The organism is Klebsiella sp. Shm-1 (assembly GCF_040804525.1).
GTDB lineage: Bacteria > Pseudomonadota > Gammaproteobacteria > Enterobacterales > Enterobacteriaceae > Klebsiella > Klebsiella pneumoniae.
The window spans coordinates 15241-32872 of sequence record NZ_CP161824.1 but is presented as its reverse complement, the minus strand read 5'-3'; the positions used below and the strand labels follow the sequence as shown (position 1 = coordinate 32872).

The window sequence follows — 17632 nt, the reverse complement described above, 5'->3', positions numbered from 1 at the left end:
TCACCTTTCTGAAGTACTGGGCTGTTTTTGCAACGCGGTCATTGCAGAAAATGCGTGGGGAAAATGGCGGACAATCTGCGTAAAAAAGGACCGGGCTTGTTGAATGGGATAGAAATGATCGCCGTCAATCACCACCGGGCCTGTAACGGGGCTCAGCCACTGACGCCAGGCATCGACCTGCTGCCAGGAGGCTTCGCGATCGTGGCTGCCGCACAATAACAGCGCAGGCGTGCGCAGCGGCGGACAGACGTCGGGCGAGTCGTAGTGATAGCTCTCGGTGGCGTAAAAATCAGCGCGCAGAAGAGGAAGAAACAGCGACATTAATTCCTGGTTTTCCCGCAGTTCAGGAGAACATCCACCAATGTCTATCAGCTCAGCGATAAAGTCGGCATCATCGCGATGGCTGAGCTGGCGTTCAGAATGCAGATGCGGGGCATGGCACCCGGAAATAATCAGTCCTTGTGGCGCAAGCCCCCGTTGCTCCAGAAGTCGGCAGGTTTCAAACGCCACCTGCGCCCCCATGCTGTGCCCGGCGAGTAAAAGCGGCGTGTCAGGCGATACGGATGCTTCCAGCTCGTTCGCCAGCAGTGCCGCCAGTTGTGTAATGCTTCTGAGCGGTTCCAGATGGCGAAGGCGATCGCGCCCCGGCCAGGTCACCAGAGAAAGCGCGCAATCAGCCAGTTGCTCAGCTTGCCAGTGGCGAAACGCGCTACTGCTGCCGCCAGCGAAAGGGCACATGACCAGATGCGCAGTATTGCCGTTCCGGGCGGGCCACAGCGGGATGCACATTGCAGATTGCGTCACAGCGCCTCCTTATCATCATCGTTGTAGAAACCGGCTAACCGGTCGTGGTGCGGCGGCGTCAGGCGTCTGATCTCCGCATTGCCGGTCTTACGTAAAATCTGCTGCCATAAACGTGATAACGCGATCTGATGTACGCTTTGGCAGGCCGCTGGTGGATGTTCGCCCGCCAGATGGCTGCGCAACTGGTGTAGCAACCAGCTGACGCCCTCCGGCCCGACGGTTTCGCAGCAGTCGCGCCAGCTCAGGGGCGCCGCGCTGCGCGTCAGACCCGGCAGATCGCGCAGGATCTCCGGTCTGCGGTAGAGGCTGTGGGCGTTCTCCTGATGGTCTGCGACAAACAGGCTGGATGACCAGATGACGGGGCCGTAGCTCGCCTCCAGCGAAAGATGACCTTCCGGCCAGCCCAGCAGCAGGCGGTGCATGATAAGGCTATGCATATCTGGATCGTCAGGATCGAGATAGCGCTGAAGCAGCAGGCAGGCTTCTCCCTCCGGCCAGAAGAGTCTCAGACAGTGAAAATCGCTAAAGCTGCCAACCACGTCGCACTCCACGGCGGCGGCATCAACGCCCAGAGCCAGCAACAACAAATCCAGAGTGGAGTAGAGCAACTGTCGGCTGGTGGTGGCGTGGACTACCGGCGGCGTCTTAGCCAGGCAGCGACGCAGCTGCTGCGCATCGCGAAGCCATGTGCGTCCCGCGCGCGTATGCGGATAAAACGTGTTTACCCAATAGCAGCAGCCCTGTTCCTGCGCCAGCGTTTGTAAGGAACTGATGTCATCCGGGTGGAGGGGATGCTCCTGAATGACGTGTACGCCGCGCGTCAGAAAGTGTCTGGCAAGCTGCGTACCGGTTCCTCCGGCGACGGTCGAACGCACGACAATACAGGCGATATCCGGCATCCTGGTTATCTGTTCCGGCGAGGTATACAGCGGAATGCCAAACGCATGAGCCAGCTCTCTTGAACGGGCGCTTCCCTGCGCCAGCAGGCCGACCAGTTCCAGCCCCTCCGGGGGCTGCATAAAGGCATTCAGGTACATTTCGCCAAATTTGGCGCCCACAATCAGTACGCGTTGTTTTGGGGAGGCGGACGGCATCATAACGTGTTCTCCGGTTGCGTTGAGGTTGCGCAAAGCCAGCGCGTAATGTGTTGCGCACAAGCCTGAACGTGGGGGGCTTCCATCATGATTTGCCAGTGGCTGGCTTCAATCACAGCGTCGTCGGCGTTGTTTATCCAGCCCTGCCACTCGGTTTCTGCTGGCGTCCAGCGCGCGGGTCTCCCGGCGGCATACACCATGAGACAGGGGACCGGAACGCTTTCGCCCGGCGTATGCTCAGTCAGTAAACGCAGCAGATGCGCGATGTTGTCGAACCACGTTTCTGCCGCTTGCAGCGTCAGGTTTTGCGACACCATACCGGCCGTTTTAGCGAGGCTGATAAAGCCGGCAAGCTGGCTGTCGGGCGTCTGCTGGTCGAAATGTTCGGGCAGTGCCAGAGGCGTTTGTCCTTCGGCTAACAGGCGCAGCAGGGCCGCCCGGTTTTCGCAACAGAAATCCTGTCGGCACACGGGATCGATTAACACCATCCGAACCTGCTCGCCTTTGGCGTACAGGCGCTGTGCGGCGCCCGCCGCAAGAAACGCGCCATACGACCAACCCGCCAGCACATAAGGGCCGTGAGGCTGCTGACGACGGATGCACCCGACATACTCATCGATCATCTGGTCGAGCGTGGCAAAGCGCTGCGGCGATTTTGCTTGCAGGCCGAAAACGCGCCTGTTCAACGCGCTAGCGAGCGGCAGCCAGGCGCTGATATCGCCGTCTGAAGCGTGGAAGACAAACAGGGTTTCCTCACCGTCGCCCTGGCAAAGGGGTATCGGGTTGTCCTCTCCTGACGTAGCCGCCTGTAGATGGGCGCAGAAGTCGCTCAGCGTCGAATGGCTGAACAGATCCTGAAGGTTAGCCCTGGCAATCCCTCTCCGGTTTAGCTGCGCGACCATCCTTGTCGCCATCAGGCTGTCGCCGCCCAGTTCGAAAAAGTCGTGATGCCTTGCCACGGGGCGAGACAGCAGCGATTGCCAGAGTTCAGCCACCTGTTTTTCCAGCGCCGGATTCCCCCCGGCAACTGGCGTGGGTTTGGCTGGCTCAGTCGGCGCATCAGACGGGGCATGCAGCGGCGTAAATAACGCTTCTCTTTGCCGGATCTGTAAAATGGGCAGACCGGTGCCAAAGCGCTGCTGTAAATAGCGGCTCACGGCTTTTTTATCCGGGCGATTTACGCCAGGCGAACGCGCCACCAGCAGATGCTGGCGCAGCGGCGACGATTCCTGCGCGGGCCACGCCAGCTCGTTTGCAAACCCGGCCTGAACGAGAACCTCCTGCCATGCGGAGCGGGTGAGCATCGGTTTCTCATCCCGGCGGCGGAAATCGCGGTATCCGCTTAATCCCTCAATAAAGCCCACGCTCGCCAGCTGGAATACGCTGTTTCGCTCCGTCGCTTCAACGATCAGCAAACGTCCGCCGGCTTTCAGCAACAGTTTTAATCTGCGCAACGTCTGGACGACATGGCTGGCGTCGTGGAGCACATTGACGGCAACGATCAGGTCGTAACCCGCCTCCGGGTGGGCGGTGAAATCCAGCGGCTGGTTGATGTCGAACAAGGCATAAGACACCTGCGATTCATCATGGAAACGGGCTCTGGCGTCATTGAGGAACTGCGCGGAGACGTCCGTGAAGTGGTACGACTGCCGCGTGTTCCGCGTGGCCTTCAGCACCGGCGCGGTAGTGGCTGCGGTTCCGGCGCCAACCTCCAGAATCCGTTCTGCGCTGCACAAGGCGGCAATCTGCGCGGTATAGCGATTCAGACAGGCGCTGGCGGGGTTGTCGCGATACAGCGCGTCGGTAACGCGATGCTGCTCGTTGAACAGCAATTCCAGCGGAGAACACTGCCCGGAGAAGAGGGCGTCGTGCCGGGCGATGCAGGTTTCCAGATACTGGGCCAGCGCCTGGCTCCATTGGCTTTGCGGGCACGCTTCCTGAGGCTCAGGAATCTCGCTGAGCGGAATGCGGCAGCGCCAGCTTTCACCTTCGCGGATTAACCACTCTCTTTCCGTCAGACACTGTAGCCACTGGCGCAGCAGACGCTGGTGAGACGCTTGCGCGGACAGCGCCTGTACTATTGCGCTAAAGCGATGGGCGATCTCCGGCGTGGTAAACAGGCCGTGACGATTTAGCGTAGCCGCGATCCCCTGTAGCGCACGCGCCTCCAGCCAGCGCCAGGTCGCCTCCAGCTCATCAAGCTGCGCCTGCTCAGGCAACGGCAGCGCCAGTTGGGTAAGTTCGTGCTCATCAGGCATCGCCGCTGATGGCGACGGATCGTCGGCCATCACGATATCCAGCGTCAACGCGCCCTGTTCGGTTATTTCCGCTCTGGCCTGCCGGATGCCGGGGTATTCGAGCGTCGCCTGCTCAATATCCCGCAGGTCGTAGTCCGCCTGCGCGTTCAGCGGCCAGCGTCGGCGGGGAATGTGCCCGGCGATGCCGCTGGCGAGAGTCTTCAGGCTTTCAGGGGCGGCGATGACGGCTTGCAGGATGGCGCAATAGTCATTAAACATCGCCTCGGCAGCGCCGGGTTCCAGCACGTTGTCCATGCAGTACCAGCTAAACATCAACTCGCCGTCGCTCTCCATGACCTGATGATCCAGCCAGACCTGCGGCGTTTGCGTGAATACATAGCAGGGTTCGCCGAACAGATGGCTCATCGCCTGATCGATAGTCATGCCTTCCAGCGTCATCCCCAGCATACTGGTAAACACTACCGGCATCAGCGGTTGACGTTGTGATCCGCGCAGGCGGCCCAGCTCACGGATCACCTCAACACCGTTCATTTCACTGTGCGCCATGTTTTGCCAGAGGCGCTGTTGGGTCTGTTGCATCTGCTCTTGCAACGTCACCGGCGCTGAGAAGTTAAAATCAACCAGCGTGACGGAGGTAAAATCACCAATCAACTGGTTGATTTGCGGATGGATCGGCTGGCGATTGAAGAACGTCAGGTTCAGCGTAAATGTTGTGGTACGACTCCAGCGCTCAAGGGTGGCGGCAAACAGCGTGAGCAGCGCGGCAGACGGTGTGACGCCTTGCTGCTGCCAGCGCTGTTTCACGGCCTGCCATTCTGTCTTGCCGATCGTCGATTTGAAGGTGGTGAAGTGTGGCGTTTCCGGGGGCGTCTCAACCACCGGCAGCTCTGGCGCTAAGGGCAGTTGCGGCAGTTTTTCCTGCCAGTAATCCCAGGCATCGTGCCATGCCGATGTCTGTCGGCGCGCCTGTTCAGCCATCACATAATCACGGAAGGTAATAGCGAGCGGCGCCAGCGTTTCACCGCGCCAGACCTGCGCCAGGTCGTCCATCATGACTTTAAAACTCTGCACATCAAACTGCAAAAGGTCGAGGTTCATATGCAGACGGTAATGGCAATCGTCGATTTCGCTGACCACCAGCTCAAAAAGAGGCCACTGGTCGGCAGGCAAAACGCGATAGCTCAGTTCATGCCGCCGTTTTTCCAGCGCGATGCGCTGTTCTTCCGGGGAAAGCGCGCGCAGATCGTCACGCGGGATGTGATACTCCGGCGTTGTCGCCAGGATTCGCTGCTGCCCGTCGGCATCAACCACCATACGCAACATATCGTGGCGTGCGATGAGCTGGTTCCATGCTTTCTCCAGTATGGCGAGATCGAACTCATCGTGGCGTTTATCCCACTCAAACAGGACGTGACAGGCGACGCCGCCATAGCCAATGAGGTGGGTTCGCCCCAGCCAGTAGGCGTGCTGAATGGGCGTCAAAGGGAAGGGCGCATAACGCTCGTCGGCGTCGTGCCGCAACACTTCCGGCTGCGAAGCGGCAGGCGTCGCCTCTGGCTTAGAACAGATAAGCTGCGTGAGTCCATGAGGAGACAGATCCTGCCACGCCCGTTCCGCATTGATGCGTACGCCCAGGTAGTGCTGAATATCGCTACTGAGTTCAAGGAAGAGCAGCGAGTCCATGCCGAGTTGCAACAGATCCTGGTTTGGATGCAGTGACGCCGGATCGCTCAGCCTTAGCTGAACCGCAATCCGCTTTTTCAGCCATGCCATCACCGCTGTTTCATCGCTCAGGCTGCCGTTAAAGGCGTTGTCATCAGCAGGAGGAATGACCGGCGTTGCGGCTTTTTCTGTGGCGCTGATGTTAAACAGAGCCTGTTGTAACGGGGGCATTTTGTCGGTAAAAACGTGCATCGCCAGTCGCCACGGGGCGCCGCGCATCACCGCCTGTTCCAGGTGCCAGCAGCCTTCGGCATCGCTTAACGCGCCCATACCTCGGCTGGCGAGCGTCGCCAGCATTTCCGGCGTGGCCGCCCGACCGCTTTCTCCCCATGCGCCCCAGGCGACAGAGAGCGTTTTCGGCGCATCAAGGGTGGAAAACTGCTGGGCCAGCCCGTCCAGGTAGCCGCAGGCCAGCGCATGGGCGCTCTGACCCGGCGCGCCGAGGGTGGCGGCAGCGGAAGAGTAGAGAATAAGATAGCGTCCGTCGTGGTTGCGCAGGGTTTGCAACAGCTGGCTTGCCGCCTGCGCTTTTACCGCGAAAACGGCAGCCAGCTGGTGGTCATCAAGCTCCTGCAAGGGCGCGTCAGCCAATACGCCAGCGGCATGAATCGCTCCGGCAATGCCGCCGTTGGCCGCCAGATCGTCAAGAACCGTGGCCAGTTGCCCGGCATCGCCCACATCACAACGGCAGACGCGCGTCTGCCCGCCCTCCACGTCGCGTAGCCATGACTCATCCACGCGCGGCGCCAGCAGGGCGATGCGTCGCGCCCCTTTTTCTCTGAGCCAGTTCACGGCAAGGCGGCCTAATCCGCCAAACGCTCCGGTCACCAGATGCCAGCGGCTATCGCCGGTAAACACGTTTGCCGGTAATTCAGCGGCGCATCCCGTATTGGGCGCCAGTGAAGGGAGCCAAAGGGTGTCACCCCGTGCGGCGAGCCAGCGCTGTGATAGTGAGACTGCGCTCAACCCTTGATGCAGCGTTTCCCACGGGGTGTTTTCGGCGAGATCGATGGCGGCAAGCAACCGTTCCGGCTGTTCGTTGGCCGCGACGCGAAGCAAGGCCCATAGCGCGTGATGGGATGCAGAGAGTGCTTCATTTTCCTCGACTCGCCACGCGCGGCGAGTAACCACAATCAATCCGGCTGCGCTGGCGGTGAGCGCTGCTATCACTTTCTCCGCTAAGGCCAGCGTATCCTCGCTCTCCTCAACAATCATCAGTCGCGAAGAGGCGTGCGGATCGTGAATGATGCCGTATTGCGCCAGCTCGTCGCTGCGCGCAAGCGTACCGGCGCTGAAGCTAAAGGTAAGCGGATGGTCAATGCTGGCGACGTTGAGGGGCGTCCAGCGCCATTGATAATGCGTCTGCGGCGCAGGAAGAGGCGCGGCGGGCGATAGCGGCAGCCACTCGCCAGCAGGATGACGGGCTTCAACGCGCATCTGACCGCGGGAAAATGCTTCGTTTTGCCAGCTTAAGCGAACCTTTCCCAGCCACTCCGGGGCGGCGACGGGGGGCGGTTCCACAGGCAGAGCGTCGCCATGACGCTGTGAAAGCAGACGCCAGGCCTCCTGCCAGCGGGCGTTAAACCGTTCGGGCTGACCTGCGCAATCAGACCAGTCGGCGAGATAATCACCGTTATCCGTCAGCGCCTGCCCCAACACGGGTTCTGATGGCGCGGTGAATGTTACGGCGCTAACCGCCTGACCGGGCAGCGTGGCGAGAATGATATGTTCGCTCATCCCGGCGGTCGGGCTGCCATCCTGCGGTAGCCACGCCACTTTGCTGAATCCGGCGTGGCGGCACTGTTGTTGCCACTGAGCGGTGGTGAGGAATAACTCACCTTCGCGGGCGTCGAGATCCTGTAGCGGAAGAACCAGCGGGCCGAAAACGAAGTCAAACAGACGCATTGGCTGGGTGATTTCGCGCATCAGCAGGCGCCCGCCCGGCTTGAGCAGGGGGCGCAGATTATCGAGCGTGCGGCCAATATGGCGGGTGGCGTGAATCACGTTCGCTGCCACGATAAGATCGTAAGACTGTGCCTGGAAACCCTGAGACTGCGCCTCTTTTTCGAGATCCAGCTCGCTATACTTCACAAAATCATAGTCGGCGAATTTCTGCTGGGCGCGACGGGTGAACAGCGCCGAGATATCGGTGAAATGGTACTCCAGTGCCGGAACGCCGTTGAGTTCCGGCAGCAGCCACGCGGTGGTGCCGCCGGTTCCGCCGCCAACTTCAAGAATACGCAACGGCTGGCGGGGCTGGCGCGTCTGGACAATGCCGCGTAATACCCCGGCGGCGATTTGGTTGAAATAGCGGCCAAAGCTGAATTCCTGATACAGCACTTCCACGCCGTCGGAGGCGCTTTGCGGGAAGATAATCGCCACCGGTTCTTCCGCGCCGCTCATCATTTCATATAACCGATCGCCGGCACGGGCGATGGTGTCGGGAATAGCCTGAAAACCTTCACAATAACCGGCAAGTTCCGTCAGCAGTGATTCCCGCTGTTGATGTTCAATGGGGCGGGCGCGGACGTATCGCCCGTCGGTGCAGCGGTAATCGCCGTCGACCACGCAGTTATTCAGCAGGCGCTGGAGTAGCTGCTGGTAGCGGGGCAGCAGACGTCCACGGCGCATGATGGTCATGGCGTCCACGCCGTTCTCAATGGCATCGCCGGTACAGCGTTGTACCAGTTGATCGACGTAGATGGCGTGCAGTCGCGTGGCGCACTGTTTAAGCGCTTCCAGGCGAGGGAGATCGAGCGCTGTCGCGGCGCGACTCGCCACCTCCAGCCCGGCAGACAGCGCTGCGTCGGCAGGCTCGCAGGCCGGGGAGACGCGCTCTTTCCAGTAACGCTCAGTATCAAACGGATAACATGGCGCAGCGATACGTTGTCCATCGCCCGCCAGCAGGTCGGCCCACGGTAGGGCGACGCCGGCAGCGTAAAGCTGGAGCAGGGCCTGATTGAGGACATCGCTCGCCTCTTTGTTACGCCGGGCGCTGGCTATCCAGTATGCGTTATCGCGGTATTCGCGCTGCCCGCAAGCAACCAACTGGGCATCGGGCCCCATCTCCAGAAAAACGCGGGCGCCGAGCTGATGCGCCACCTGAATACTCTGGATAAAACGCACCGGCTGGCGCATGTGTCGGCGCCAGTAATCCGCCTGGTTGAGCGTTGACTCATCAATGACGTCGGCGGTGAGCGTGGAAATAATCGGTATTTGCCCCGGCTCCGCGTGCAGTCCCGCGCAGGCGTCCTGGAACCGATCGAGTATCGGCTCCAGTAAAGCGGAGTGCGCCGCACCGGTTACGCTCAGGCGACGATAGTTAATGTCATGCTGCGAGAGCGTGGCGCAAAATACCGCGAGATGGGCTTCCGGCCCGGAAAATACCGTATGTTGCGTACCGTTGTTGGCGGCGAGATCCAGCTCAAACTGGCGAGCCAGCTGCATCAGCGTGTCTTCGTCTGCAAATACCGCCACCATCGCGCCGCTTGCGCACTGCTGCATTAGCGCGCCGCGCCGACAAACCAGTGGCATGACCTGTTCAATCGTATAGTGTCCGCAGACAACGGCAGCGGCAAATTCACCGACGGAATGCCCAATGGCGAAGTCTGGCCTCAGTCCTTCAGCACGCCAGTGCGCCGCCATCGCGATTTCAAACGCGACAATCGCCGGCTGCGCCCAGGCCATATTGTCCAGCTGCGCCGAATCGGGGTTAAACATCGCTTCGCGCAGTGACGGCGTGAGCATTTCGCTACAGGCGGAAAAACAGCGATCCAGCGTGTCGGCAAACGCCGTTGAGTGCTGGTACATCGTTTGACCCATAGTGCGCCAGTGCGAGCCCTGGCCGGTAAACAGCCACACCTGCTTGCCGCTGGCGCCGTGGCCGCTGTAAACCAGCCCCCCCGATTTCTCACCGGCCCAGGCGCTGAGCGCCTCGGCGGTTTCACGGTTTAATGGCGCCGCCAGGCGGAAGGGGAGATCGAGACGGCGCGCGTGCAGGGCTGTGAAGGCCAGAGAGCTGGCATCCGCATTCTCTCTCAGCGCCCAGGCATAATCTGTCGCCAGCCGCCGCAACGCGCTGTCGCTGGCGGCGCTGAGCAGCAGCGCGGTACTTTTTCTGCCGCTATCCGTATTGGGGAGGCGCGCGTTGAGCGCTTCGGGCAGCGAGGCGACGATCATATGGCAGTTGGTGCCGCCAATACCAAAGGAGGAGACGCCCGCATAGCGCATTTCGTCCTGCCATGCCTGTGCCGACACCGGTATGGTAAAGGGGCTCTCTTCAAGTTTCAGCGCCGGGTTGGGGGTGTGAAAATTCAGTAAGGGAGGAATTTGCCCGCGACTGACTGCCAGAACGGTTTTCAGCAGTCCGGCAATGCCCGCCGCGGTATCCAGATGGCCCATGTTACTTTTCACGGAACCGAGCGCACAGCGCTGATCCTGCGGGCGAGGCGCATAGACGTTGCGTAACGCTTCAATTTCAATCGCGTCGCCCAGCGGTGTGCCGGTGCCGTGGGTTTCAATGTAACCTACCTGCCTGTCGTCGATGGCCGCCAGCATTAACGCCTCTTCGATGACTGCCTGTTGCCCTGCGACGGAAGGGGCGGTATAGCCGACCTTTCTGTTGCCGTCGTTGTTGACCGCGCTGGAGAGGATCACCGAGATAATCGGATCGCCTGACAGCAGCGCGTCTCTCAGGCGACGCAGCACCACGCAGCCGAGACCGTTACCGGCCCAGGTGCCCTCAGCCGAGGCGTCAAAGGGACGACAGTGACCATCAGGAGAGAAAATCATTCCGGGCTGATAGCGGTAGCCTGCCTGCTGGGGGAAAGAGAGCGCCACGCCGCCGGCAACCGCCATATCGGATTCGCCTGCGCGCAGGCTTTCACAGGCCAGATGCACGGCAACCAGCGAGCTGGAGCAGGCGGTCTGTACCGATAACGCCGGGCCGTGCAGGTTGAGTTTGTACGCGGCGCGGGTGGCAATATAGTCTTTATCATTGCCCATCAGAGATTGCAGACCTTTTACCTGCGCGACTTCTGTCACGTTCAATGCTTCGCGACCGGGGTAGGTACTCATCCGGGAAGAGGCGAAAACGCCGGTCTTATGGGGGACGGCGCCGGGGGCATAACCGGCATGTTCCAGCGCATGCCAGATCGCCTGCAAAAATAGGCGCTGCTGCGGGTCCATCGACTCCGCTTCCTGTCGCGAATAGCCAAACAGGGTGGCGTCGAAGCAGTCGGCGTTGTCTAACACCGTACCGATATTGACATAATGAGGATCGTCAATGATGGCGGCATCCAGACCGACGGCCAGAAGCTCTTCGCGCGTAAAGCGTCGGCTGCATTCACGACCTTCCAGCAGATTTTGCCAGAACGTTTCGCCATCCGGCGATTCAGGAAAATGGCAGGCGTAGCCGATAACCGCGACAGGTTCGCAGTCCGGGTAGTGTTGAGCGATCGATGCATCAATGGAATCTGCTGTCGGCGCAGAAGAGAAGCGCAAGTTATCCATAATCGGTCCCGTTTCCTAAGATTCACAAAGTCAATGGAACGCCATGCGTTCGCGATGGCGTTCCGGGGAAAATCAGTTTGCTTCGCGCTATATCCGCCGCTGACGACGGCGAACAGGGCGAGGTCGTTTTGTTTTCTCCACCGTGGCGACGCCGGCCAGATAATCGGCCAGGGCAGCAGGAGAAGGGTGGGTGAAGAGGTCAAGCAACGTCAGGGTGGAAAATTCGTGACGTTGTAACAAAACGTGCAGTTGCACCAGATTCAGCGACGTTGCGCCCGCCTCAAAGAAGTTTTCTGCGGGCGTGACAGACTCGCCAACCACCTCGCGGAAGGCATCGCAAATCAGGCTGACGGTGCTCTCGTCCGCCGCAATGTGTGGCTGAGAGTGCTCAGGGCATACGCGCGGTGAGCGCTCTGCGCATTGCCCTGCGTGTTTAACGGGAGGCACCAGCGCGGCGAGTGGCAGTTGCCAGCCGCTTTCATCCTCGGCCATTCGGTTTAGCAATGCGCAATACTGTTCAAACTGGCGCTCCACCTGCCCGGCAGGAAACAGCGGGACGACAAAATCCCAGTTAAAGCGCAGTTCGCCTTCGGATTCATAAATCTGGTGATCGAGCCAGACCTGCGGCGTCTGGGAGATGCCCCAGACCGGTTTGAGCAGATTACGCCGGGCGAGGAAGTTATCCTGCTCAAAGCCCAGCGCGCTGGTAAAGACGACGGGCATCGGAACGGCAGGCACGTTTTGCCGTTGCGCCAGTTGACGCATCACGCGGATGGCCGACACATCGCGGTGGTTGAGGTTCTGGCTCAGCCGCTGCTGTAGTGACTGCGCGCTGTGCAGCCAGCTTTCGCCGGGATGCCAGCTCAGCAGCATCAGCGAGGTGAAATCGCCCAGAATCTGGTTGATTTGCGGGTGCAGCGGTCGCCTGTCGAAAAGCGTAAGGTTAAGCGTGAACTCAGGCTGTGCACTCCATGCAGAGAGAACCGTTGACCACACCGACAACAGTACGGCCGACGGGGTGAGATGGGCGTCAGCCGCCCGTTTTTTCAGCCGATGCCAGCGCGTGCTGTCCAGCGCGCCGTTCAGGCGGGCGAAGCGCGGTGTTTCAACCTCTTGAGGCAAGCAGCGCAGCGGCAACGCAGGCGCCGGAGGAATATCATCAAGCTGCGCCTGCCACCATGCCAGAGAATCTGGATTGGGCGACTGTAGCGAGGGATGTTGCAGATAATCCCTGAAGGTGACGGGCAGCAGCGGAAGCAGCTGTTGCGGGTAGCGGTAGCCGTGCTCCAGCTCCGCCAGCAGGATCTGCATGCTCAGACCGTCAAGCAACAGGTTATCCAGACACAGCCACAGGCGGGCAGGCATCCCGTCCACGTATCCGACCTGGAGATCGAATACCGGCCACACTTCGGGGTTGAGTACCTGATGCGCCAGTTTTTCGCGCACCCGCAACGCCTCTTCAGGCGTATGGAGGGTGTGTGCGGGTATCACCCAGGGGGGCGTCTGTTCGAGCACCTGTTGCTGTCCATCACGCACGATGGCTCGCAGCATATCGTGGCGGGCGATTAATCGGTTCCAGACCGTCTCCAGCCGGGTGAGGTCCAGATCGGCAATTTCAAATTCAACAAAGAAATGTGAGCCGACGCCGCCCAGGGCAAAGCCCGGCTGACGCCCCACCAGGTAAGCCTGCTGCACGTCGGTAAGCGCAAAGGGCTGGTAGCGATCTTCAGGGGAGTGGACGAATGGTTGTTCGACCGGGACGTCGGTTTTCCGCAGCGTGGCGGCAAAATCCGCCAGCCGGGGATGATTAAACAGGTCGCTTAATTGCGCTTCATAACCTGCCTGATGAAGTTGCCCGGTCAGACGGGTCGCCAGCAGGCTATCGCCGCCTTGCTGGAAGAAGTCGGTTTCTCTGGTGACATTGCCAGTTGATAAGAGTTGCTGCCAGAGGGCGGCAACCTGTTTTTCAATGTCGCCCTGGGGTAAATCCGCTTCGGCCGGGTTTTCCGCTTCAGGGGTATGACGACGCTTCAGCGCCTGGTAGTCAATTTTCCCGTTAGCCGTCAGCGGTAAGGCGTCGAGGAAGACGATCCGTTGCGGCACCATCCACCCCGGCAGACGTCCGGCGAGGGCGGCCTGAAGTTGACGGGGATCGCGGCGCACCTGCCTGTCAGGACATTGTACGAGGAAGCGTTGTAACCCCGCGACCTCATCGCCATGCTGACAGTTGAAGGCGGCCGCGCTAAATAATGCCGCCCAGTCGGCGCTGTTATGCAGCAAGGCCTCCGGCTGCCCATTGGTTAACAGGAGCGTGCTGAGCAGGGCGGACGGCGTTAACTGGCGAAACTCCATCACGTAGAGCAGCGCGCCGGGAACGGCAAGCTGTTGTAATGTCGCAAGGAGCCCGGGATCTTCCGGCAGCAGACGATGCAGGGCGTTATTAAGCCAGATAATGTCCGCCGAGTGAGCGTGCGCCGCCAGCGTGTCTGCATTCCAGAGGGACAGACGGGCGCCAGGCCAGGGGGCGAGCCTCTGCCGGGCGCTCAGCAGCATCTCCTGGCTCTGCTCAAGCCCGACATACTCAATCTGTCCGGCGTTGAGCTGTGCTAACAGCGATTCTGCGGCGCGGCCAGTGCGGGTTCCCACATCAAGCAGGCGTACCGGGCGCTGTAAGCGCTGTGCAAGCTGTTGGCAAATTGTCGCCAGTTCCTGAATATACGGGGCGCTGGCCGGATGGTTAAAGGCCAGGCTTTCCGGCGACCACTGCGCGTCGTTCAGTAACGACAGTTCGTTACGGGCACCGCGAAGAATTTGTGATAACGTTAAATCATGTCCGCTGAAGTGCGGGTGCTCATCCTCGTGTTCTTCACCAGCGCAGACCTGATAACCTTCAGCAGCGGGCTTCAGTCGCCGTTGTGTCACCAGAAATGCTAACCAGAGTTCCACCACGGCCTGCCAGCGCGGCTGGATAGCGAGTGAGTTCATCAGGGGGAGAGGATCGGCGCCAGCGGTGTGACCCGGCTTCAGTTTTAGCAGGCGATGCTGAAGGAAATCGGCTACCTGTTCTGCGGAGATCTCTGGCGAGATGGCGCAACAGGGCAACGTTCCCGCAAGCGTGTGCCACGCCTGCGGCAGTGCCGGGTTCCGATGATCGGTAACGCAAAAAGCCTCGCCCTGAGGAACAACGTATGCCGCCAGCGTTTTTTCTTTTTCGCCGATCGCCAGAACGGTTGCTTGTTTCACCCCCGCCAGCTGGCTGAGCGCGCTTTCGATTTCGCCCAGCTCGATGCGATATCCTCCGACTTTGACCTGCTTGTCGCGACGACCGAGGAACTCGATTGTGCCATCTGGCCAGTAGCAGCCGAGATCGCCGGTGCGATACCAGCGCTCGTCCGGGAGCGTCAAAAATTGCTGCTCGCTACGCAGGGGATCGTTGAAATAGCCTTCCGCGACCCCAATGCCGCCAATCCATAATTCACCCGGCACCCAGTCAGGGCAGTCCCGGCCCTGTTCATCCACCACCCGGTAGCGTTGGTTGGTTAGCGGAAAACCGTAAGGGATGGAGCGCCAGTGGGCGGGGACGTCGTGAATTTCGCAGGCGTTAGACCAGATAGACGCCTCGGTGGCGCCGCCCATCGCGATAAATTGTCCTTGTGGCCGGAAGGCCCGATAACGGGCGGGGAGGTCAAGCCCGATCCAGTCGCCGGAAAGCATCACTGCGCGCAGGTTTTCCGGCGTGGCGTCGGCGAAACCTTCACACCAGGTCAGCAGCATATCGAACAGCGCCGGGACGCTGTTCCAGAGCGTGACCTGATGGCGCTGGATCAGCTCACACCATGCGTGAGGATCGCGCCGTTGATTTTCCATCACCATCACCAGCGCGCCGCCCGCGCGCAGTACGCCAAAAATGTCGTAAACCGATAAATCAAAATGTAGGGCGGAGAGGGCCAGCACCCTGTCATGCGGGCCAACCTGATAGCGGGTATTGATATCGCAACAGGTGTTAAGCGCTCCCCGGTGAGAAATGACTACACCTTTCGGCGTACCGGTAGAGCCGGAGGTGTAGATAATGTAGGCCGGTTGCGTGGGGGCGCATACTACCGGGTTGGCGATCGGCTCCGCCTCAATGGCCTGCTGCCAGGCAAGGACGGAAATATCGTCTGACCCGGCGCTGGCGTCGTGCTGACAAATGAGCACCAGCCGGACGCTGGCGTCAGCGTAGATTTTCTCGCGCCGTGCGGCAGGCTGATCCAGCGAAACCGGAACGTAAACCGCCCCGGCCAGCAGGACGGCCAGAACCGCAACAAGTTGTCCTGCGCCTTTCGACATCGTGATAGCCACATTATCGCCGGGCTGAACCCCGCACTCGATTAACCTGCCCGCGCAACGGCGGGCATAGTCTGTCAGCTCATGATAATTCCACTGATAACGCATGTCCGTTACCGCCAGCGCCTGCGGCTGTTGCAGAGCGATACGGAAAATGCCTTCATGCAGCAAGCCTTCGGGAATGGGGGCGCCGGTGGCGTTGACCCGTTCGCGTATCGCGCGCTGGCTGGCGGGCATCATATCTGCGAACGGCTTTTGCCAGGCGCTTTCGTCATCGCAGAGTTGGTTAATCAACTGGCAGTAGGCGTCGAACAATGTTTCGACTAACGCGGAGGGAACAGCGCGTCGTTGCTGTCCCATTGTAGCCAGACCTCGCCGTGATGCTCGAACGCCAGATGATCTATCCAGACCTGCGGCGTTTGCGAGATGCCCCATTCCGGCTCGCCCAACGGCGATTCTGCGCGGCTGCTGTAGAGGGAACGCCCCAGATTGCTGGTAAATACCACCGGGGCGCCGTGGGGGTAGCGCTGCTGGCGTTTGAGTTCACGGAGTAATTCGACGCCGGACCAGTGGCGATGCTCCCAGTCCTCCGTAAACGTGAGCTGGTTTTTACGCGCCAGGTTGCTGACGGTATCGCCATCGCAGGCGGTATCCAGCAGAAGAATATTGGTGAAGTCGGCAAGCATCGCGCCAACCGCCGGGTGCAGCGGCTGGCGGTCGAATAAGGTGATGTTAAGCAGCAGACGCGTCAGGCCGCCCCAGCGAGCCAGCACGGCAGAAAAACAGGTCGCCAGCGCCATTGTCGGCGTCACGCCATACTCGCCGGCCGGTTGCTAAAGGCGTGCCAGCGTGTTGCCGGGACAATCATGCGGCGTCGGGTATTACGGACTTCACGTAGCGTGGCGGGTTCGCAGGCCAGCGGCAAGACGGGCGCGGGGGGAAGCGTCGATGCTTTCGCCAGCCAGTAAGCGCGCGCGTCGTCTCTCAGTGTTTGATTGATCTTCTGCTGGTGCAGCAAATACGAGCGGAAATCATAGCGGGTGTCGATAGCCGGCAGCGATTCTCCGGCCAGCAGGGCGTTAAGCTCATCGAAGAAAAGCGTAAAGCTGGAGGCATCCATAATCAGCAGGTCAATATTGACATGGAGGCGGTGGCGATTGTCCGGCAAGAGCGTCAGCTGAAAATCAAACGTTTCGCCGATTTCCACGCGTAAAAGACGGTGGCTCAGGCGCTGGCGCAGTGCGTCCAGATAGGCCTGGCGGCTTTCAGCGTCGTTATGGCGTAAATCATGAACGGTGACGCCGTTCCAGTAAGGTTGCGGTAGCCAGACCTGCTGCCCGTCGGGGCGAAAGGCGATATGCAGCATTGGGTGGCGTTGCAGCAAGGTCGTGATGGCCTGCTCCAACTGCGACGCCGTCAGACAATGGCCTTCAAACTCCTGATACAGGTGGCAACCCACGCCGCCAAGCGTCTGCCCCGGCATGCGGCCCGTCAGGTAGGCGTGCTGTACTGGCGTCAATGGGAAGGGGGTACTTTCGGTCATGTTCGGCCAGGATGATTCGTCGGGCGGCGTTTCTTCTTCCGCGTTCTCAGGCGACCGGCTGAGCATTAACTGGTTCCATGCCGCCAGCGTGGGGGCGGCATACAGCTCGCGAAGGGTAAGGCGGTAGCCATTTTTACGAAACCAGTGTAACCATCTCATCAATCTTATGGAATCCAGGCCGGCCTGGATCAGGTTGCTCTCTTCATGTAACTGCTGCGGCGTTAAATTCAGTTCCTGTATGAGCCGCTCGCGTAATTGTTGGTAATCAGCCGCGTGGCGGTTGTCCGGTAACAGCGAATCCTGAGATGGTGCGCCAGAAATCATTCTTCCTCCTGATGGCACGTCTTACCGAAAAGCATTGCTCATATGAGAAT

General features: G+C 60.2%; 3 protein-coding genes and 1 pseudogene. All 4 read right to left on the bottom strand.

Going from position 1 to position 17632, the window contains the following annotated elements:
• A complete protein-coding gene (gene ybtT, locus AB1E37_RS25615) occupies positions 1-804 on the bottom strand; it encodes a yersiniabactin biosynthesis thioesterase YbtT (protein ID WP_000194284.1) in 804 nt (267 codons plus the stop codon).
• Positions 801-1901 (bottom strand): yersiniabactin biosynthesis oxidoreductase YbtU, encoded by a 1101-nt coding sequence (ybtU, locus tag AB1E37_RS25610; protein ID WP_000982866.1) that lies wholly within the window; start codon positions 1899-1901, stop codon positions 801-803. Before ybtU ends, ybtT begins: the two co-directional genes overlap by 4 nt.
• The gene (gene irp1 / locus AB1E37_RS25605) at positions 1898-11389 is read right to left on the bottom strand and encodes a yersiniabactin polyketide synthase HMWP1 (RefSeq protein ID WP_075647613.1); all 9492 of its coding nucleotides are present in this window, start codon (positions 11387-11389) and stop codon (positions 1898-1900) included. The genes ybtU and irp1 overlap by 4 nt, the downstream gene beginning before the upstream one ends.
• A gap of 87 nt (positions 11390-11476) precedes the next feature.
• Positions 11477-17582 (bottom strand): annotated as a pseudogene (gene irp2 / locus AB1E37_RS25600) (yersiniabactin non-ribosomal peptide synthetase HMWP2).
• Between the last annotated feature and the right edge of the window lie 50 nt (positions 17583-17632).

Excerpts from the sequence above, each read along its gene's own strand:
- ybtU (WP_000982866.1), bottom strand. The coding sequence starts at position 1,901 with ATGATGCCGTCCGCCTCCCCAAAACAACGCGTACTGATTGTGGGCGCC.
- irp1 (WP_075647613.1), bottom strand. The coding sequence starts at position 11,389 with ATGGATAACTTGCGCTTCTCTTCTGCGCCGACAGCAGATTCCATTGAT.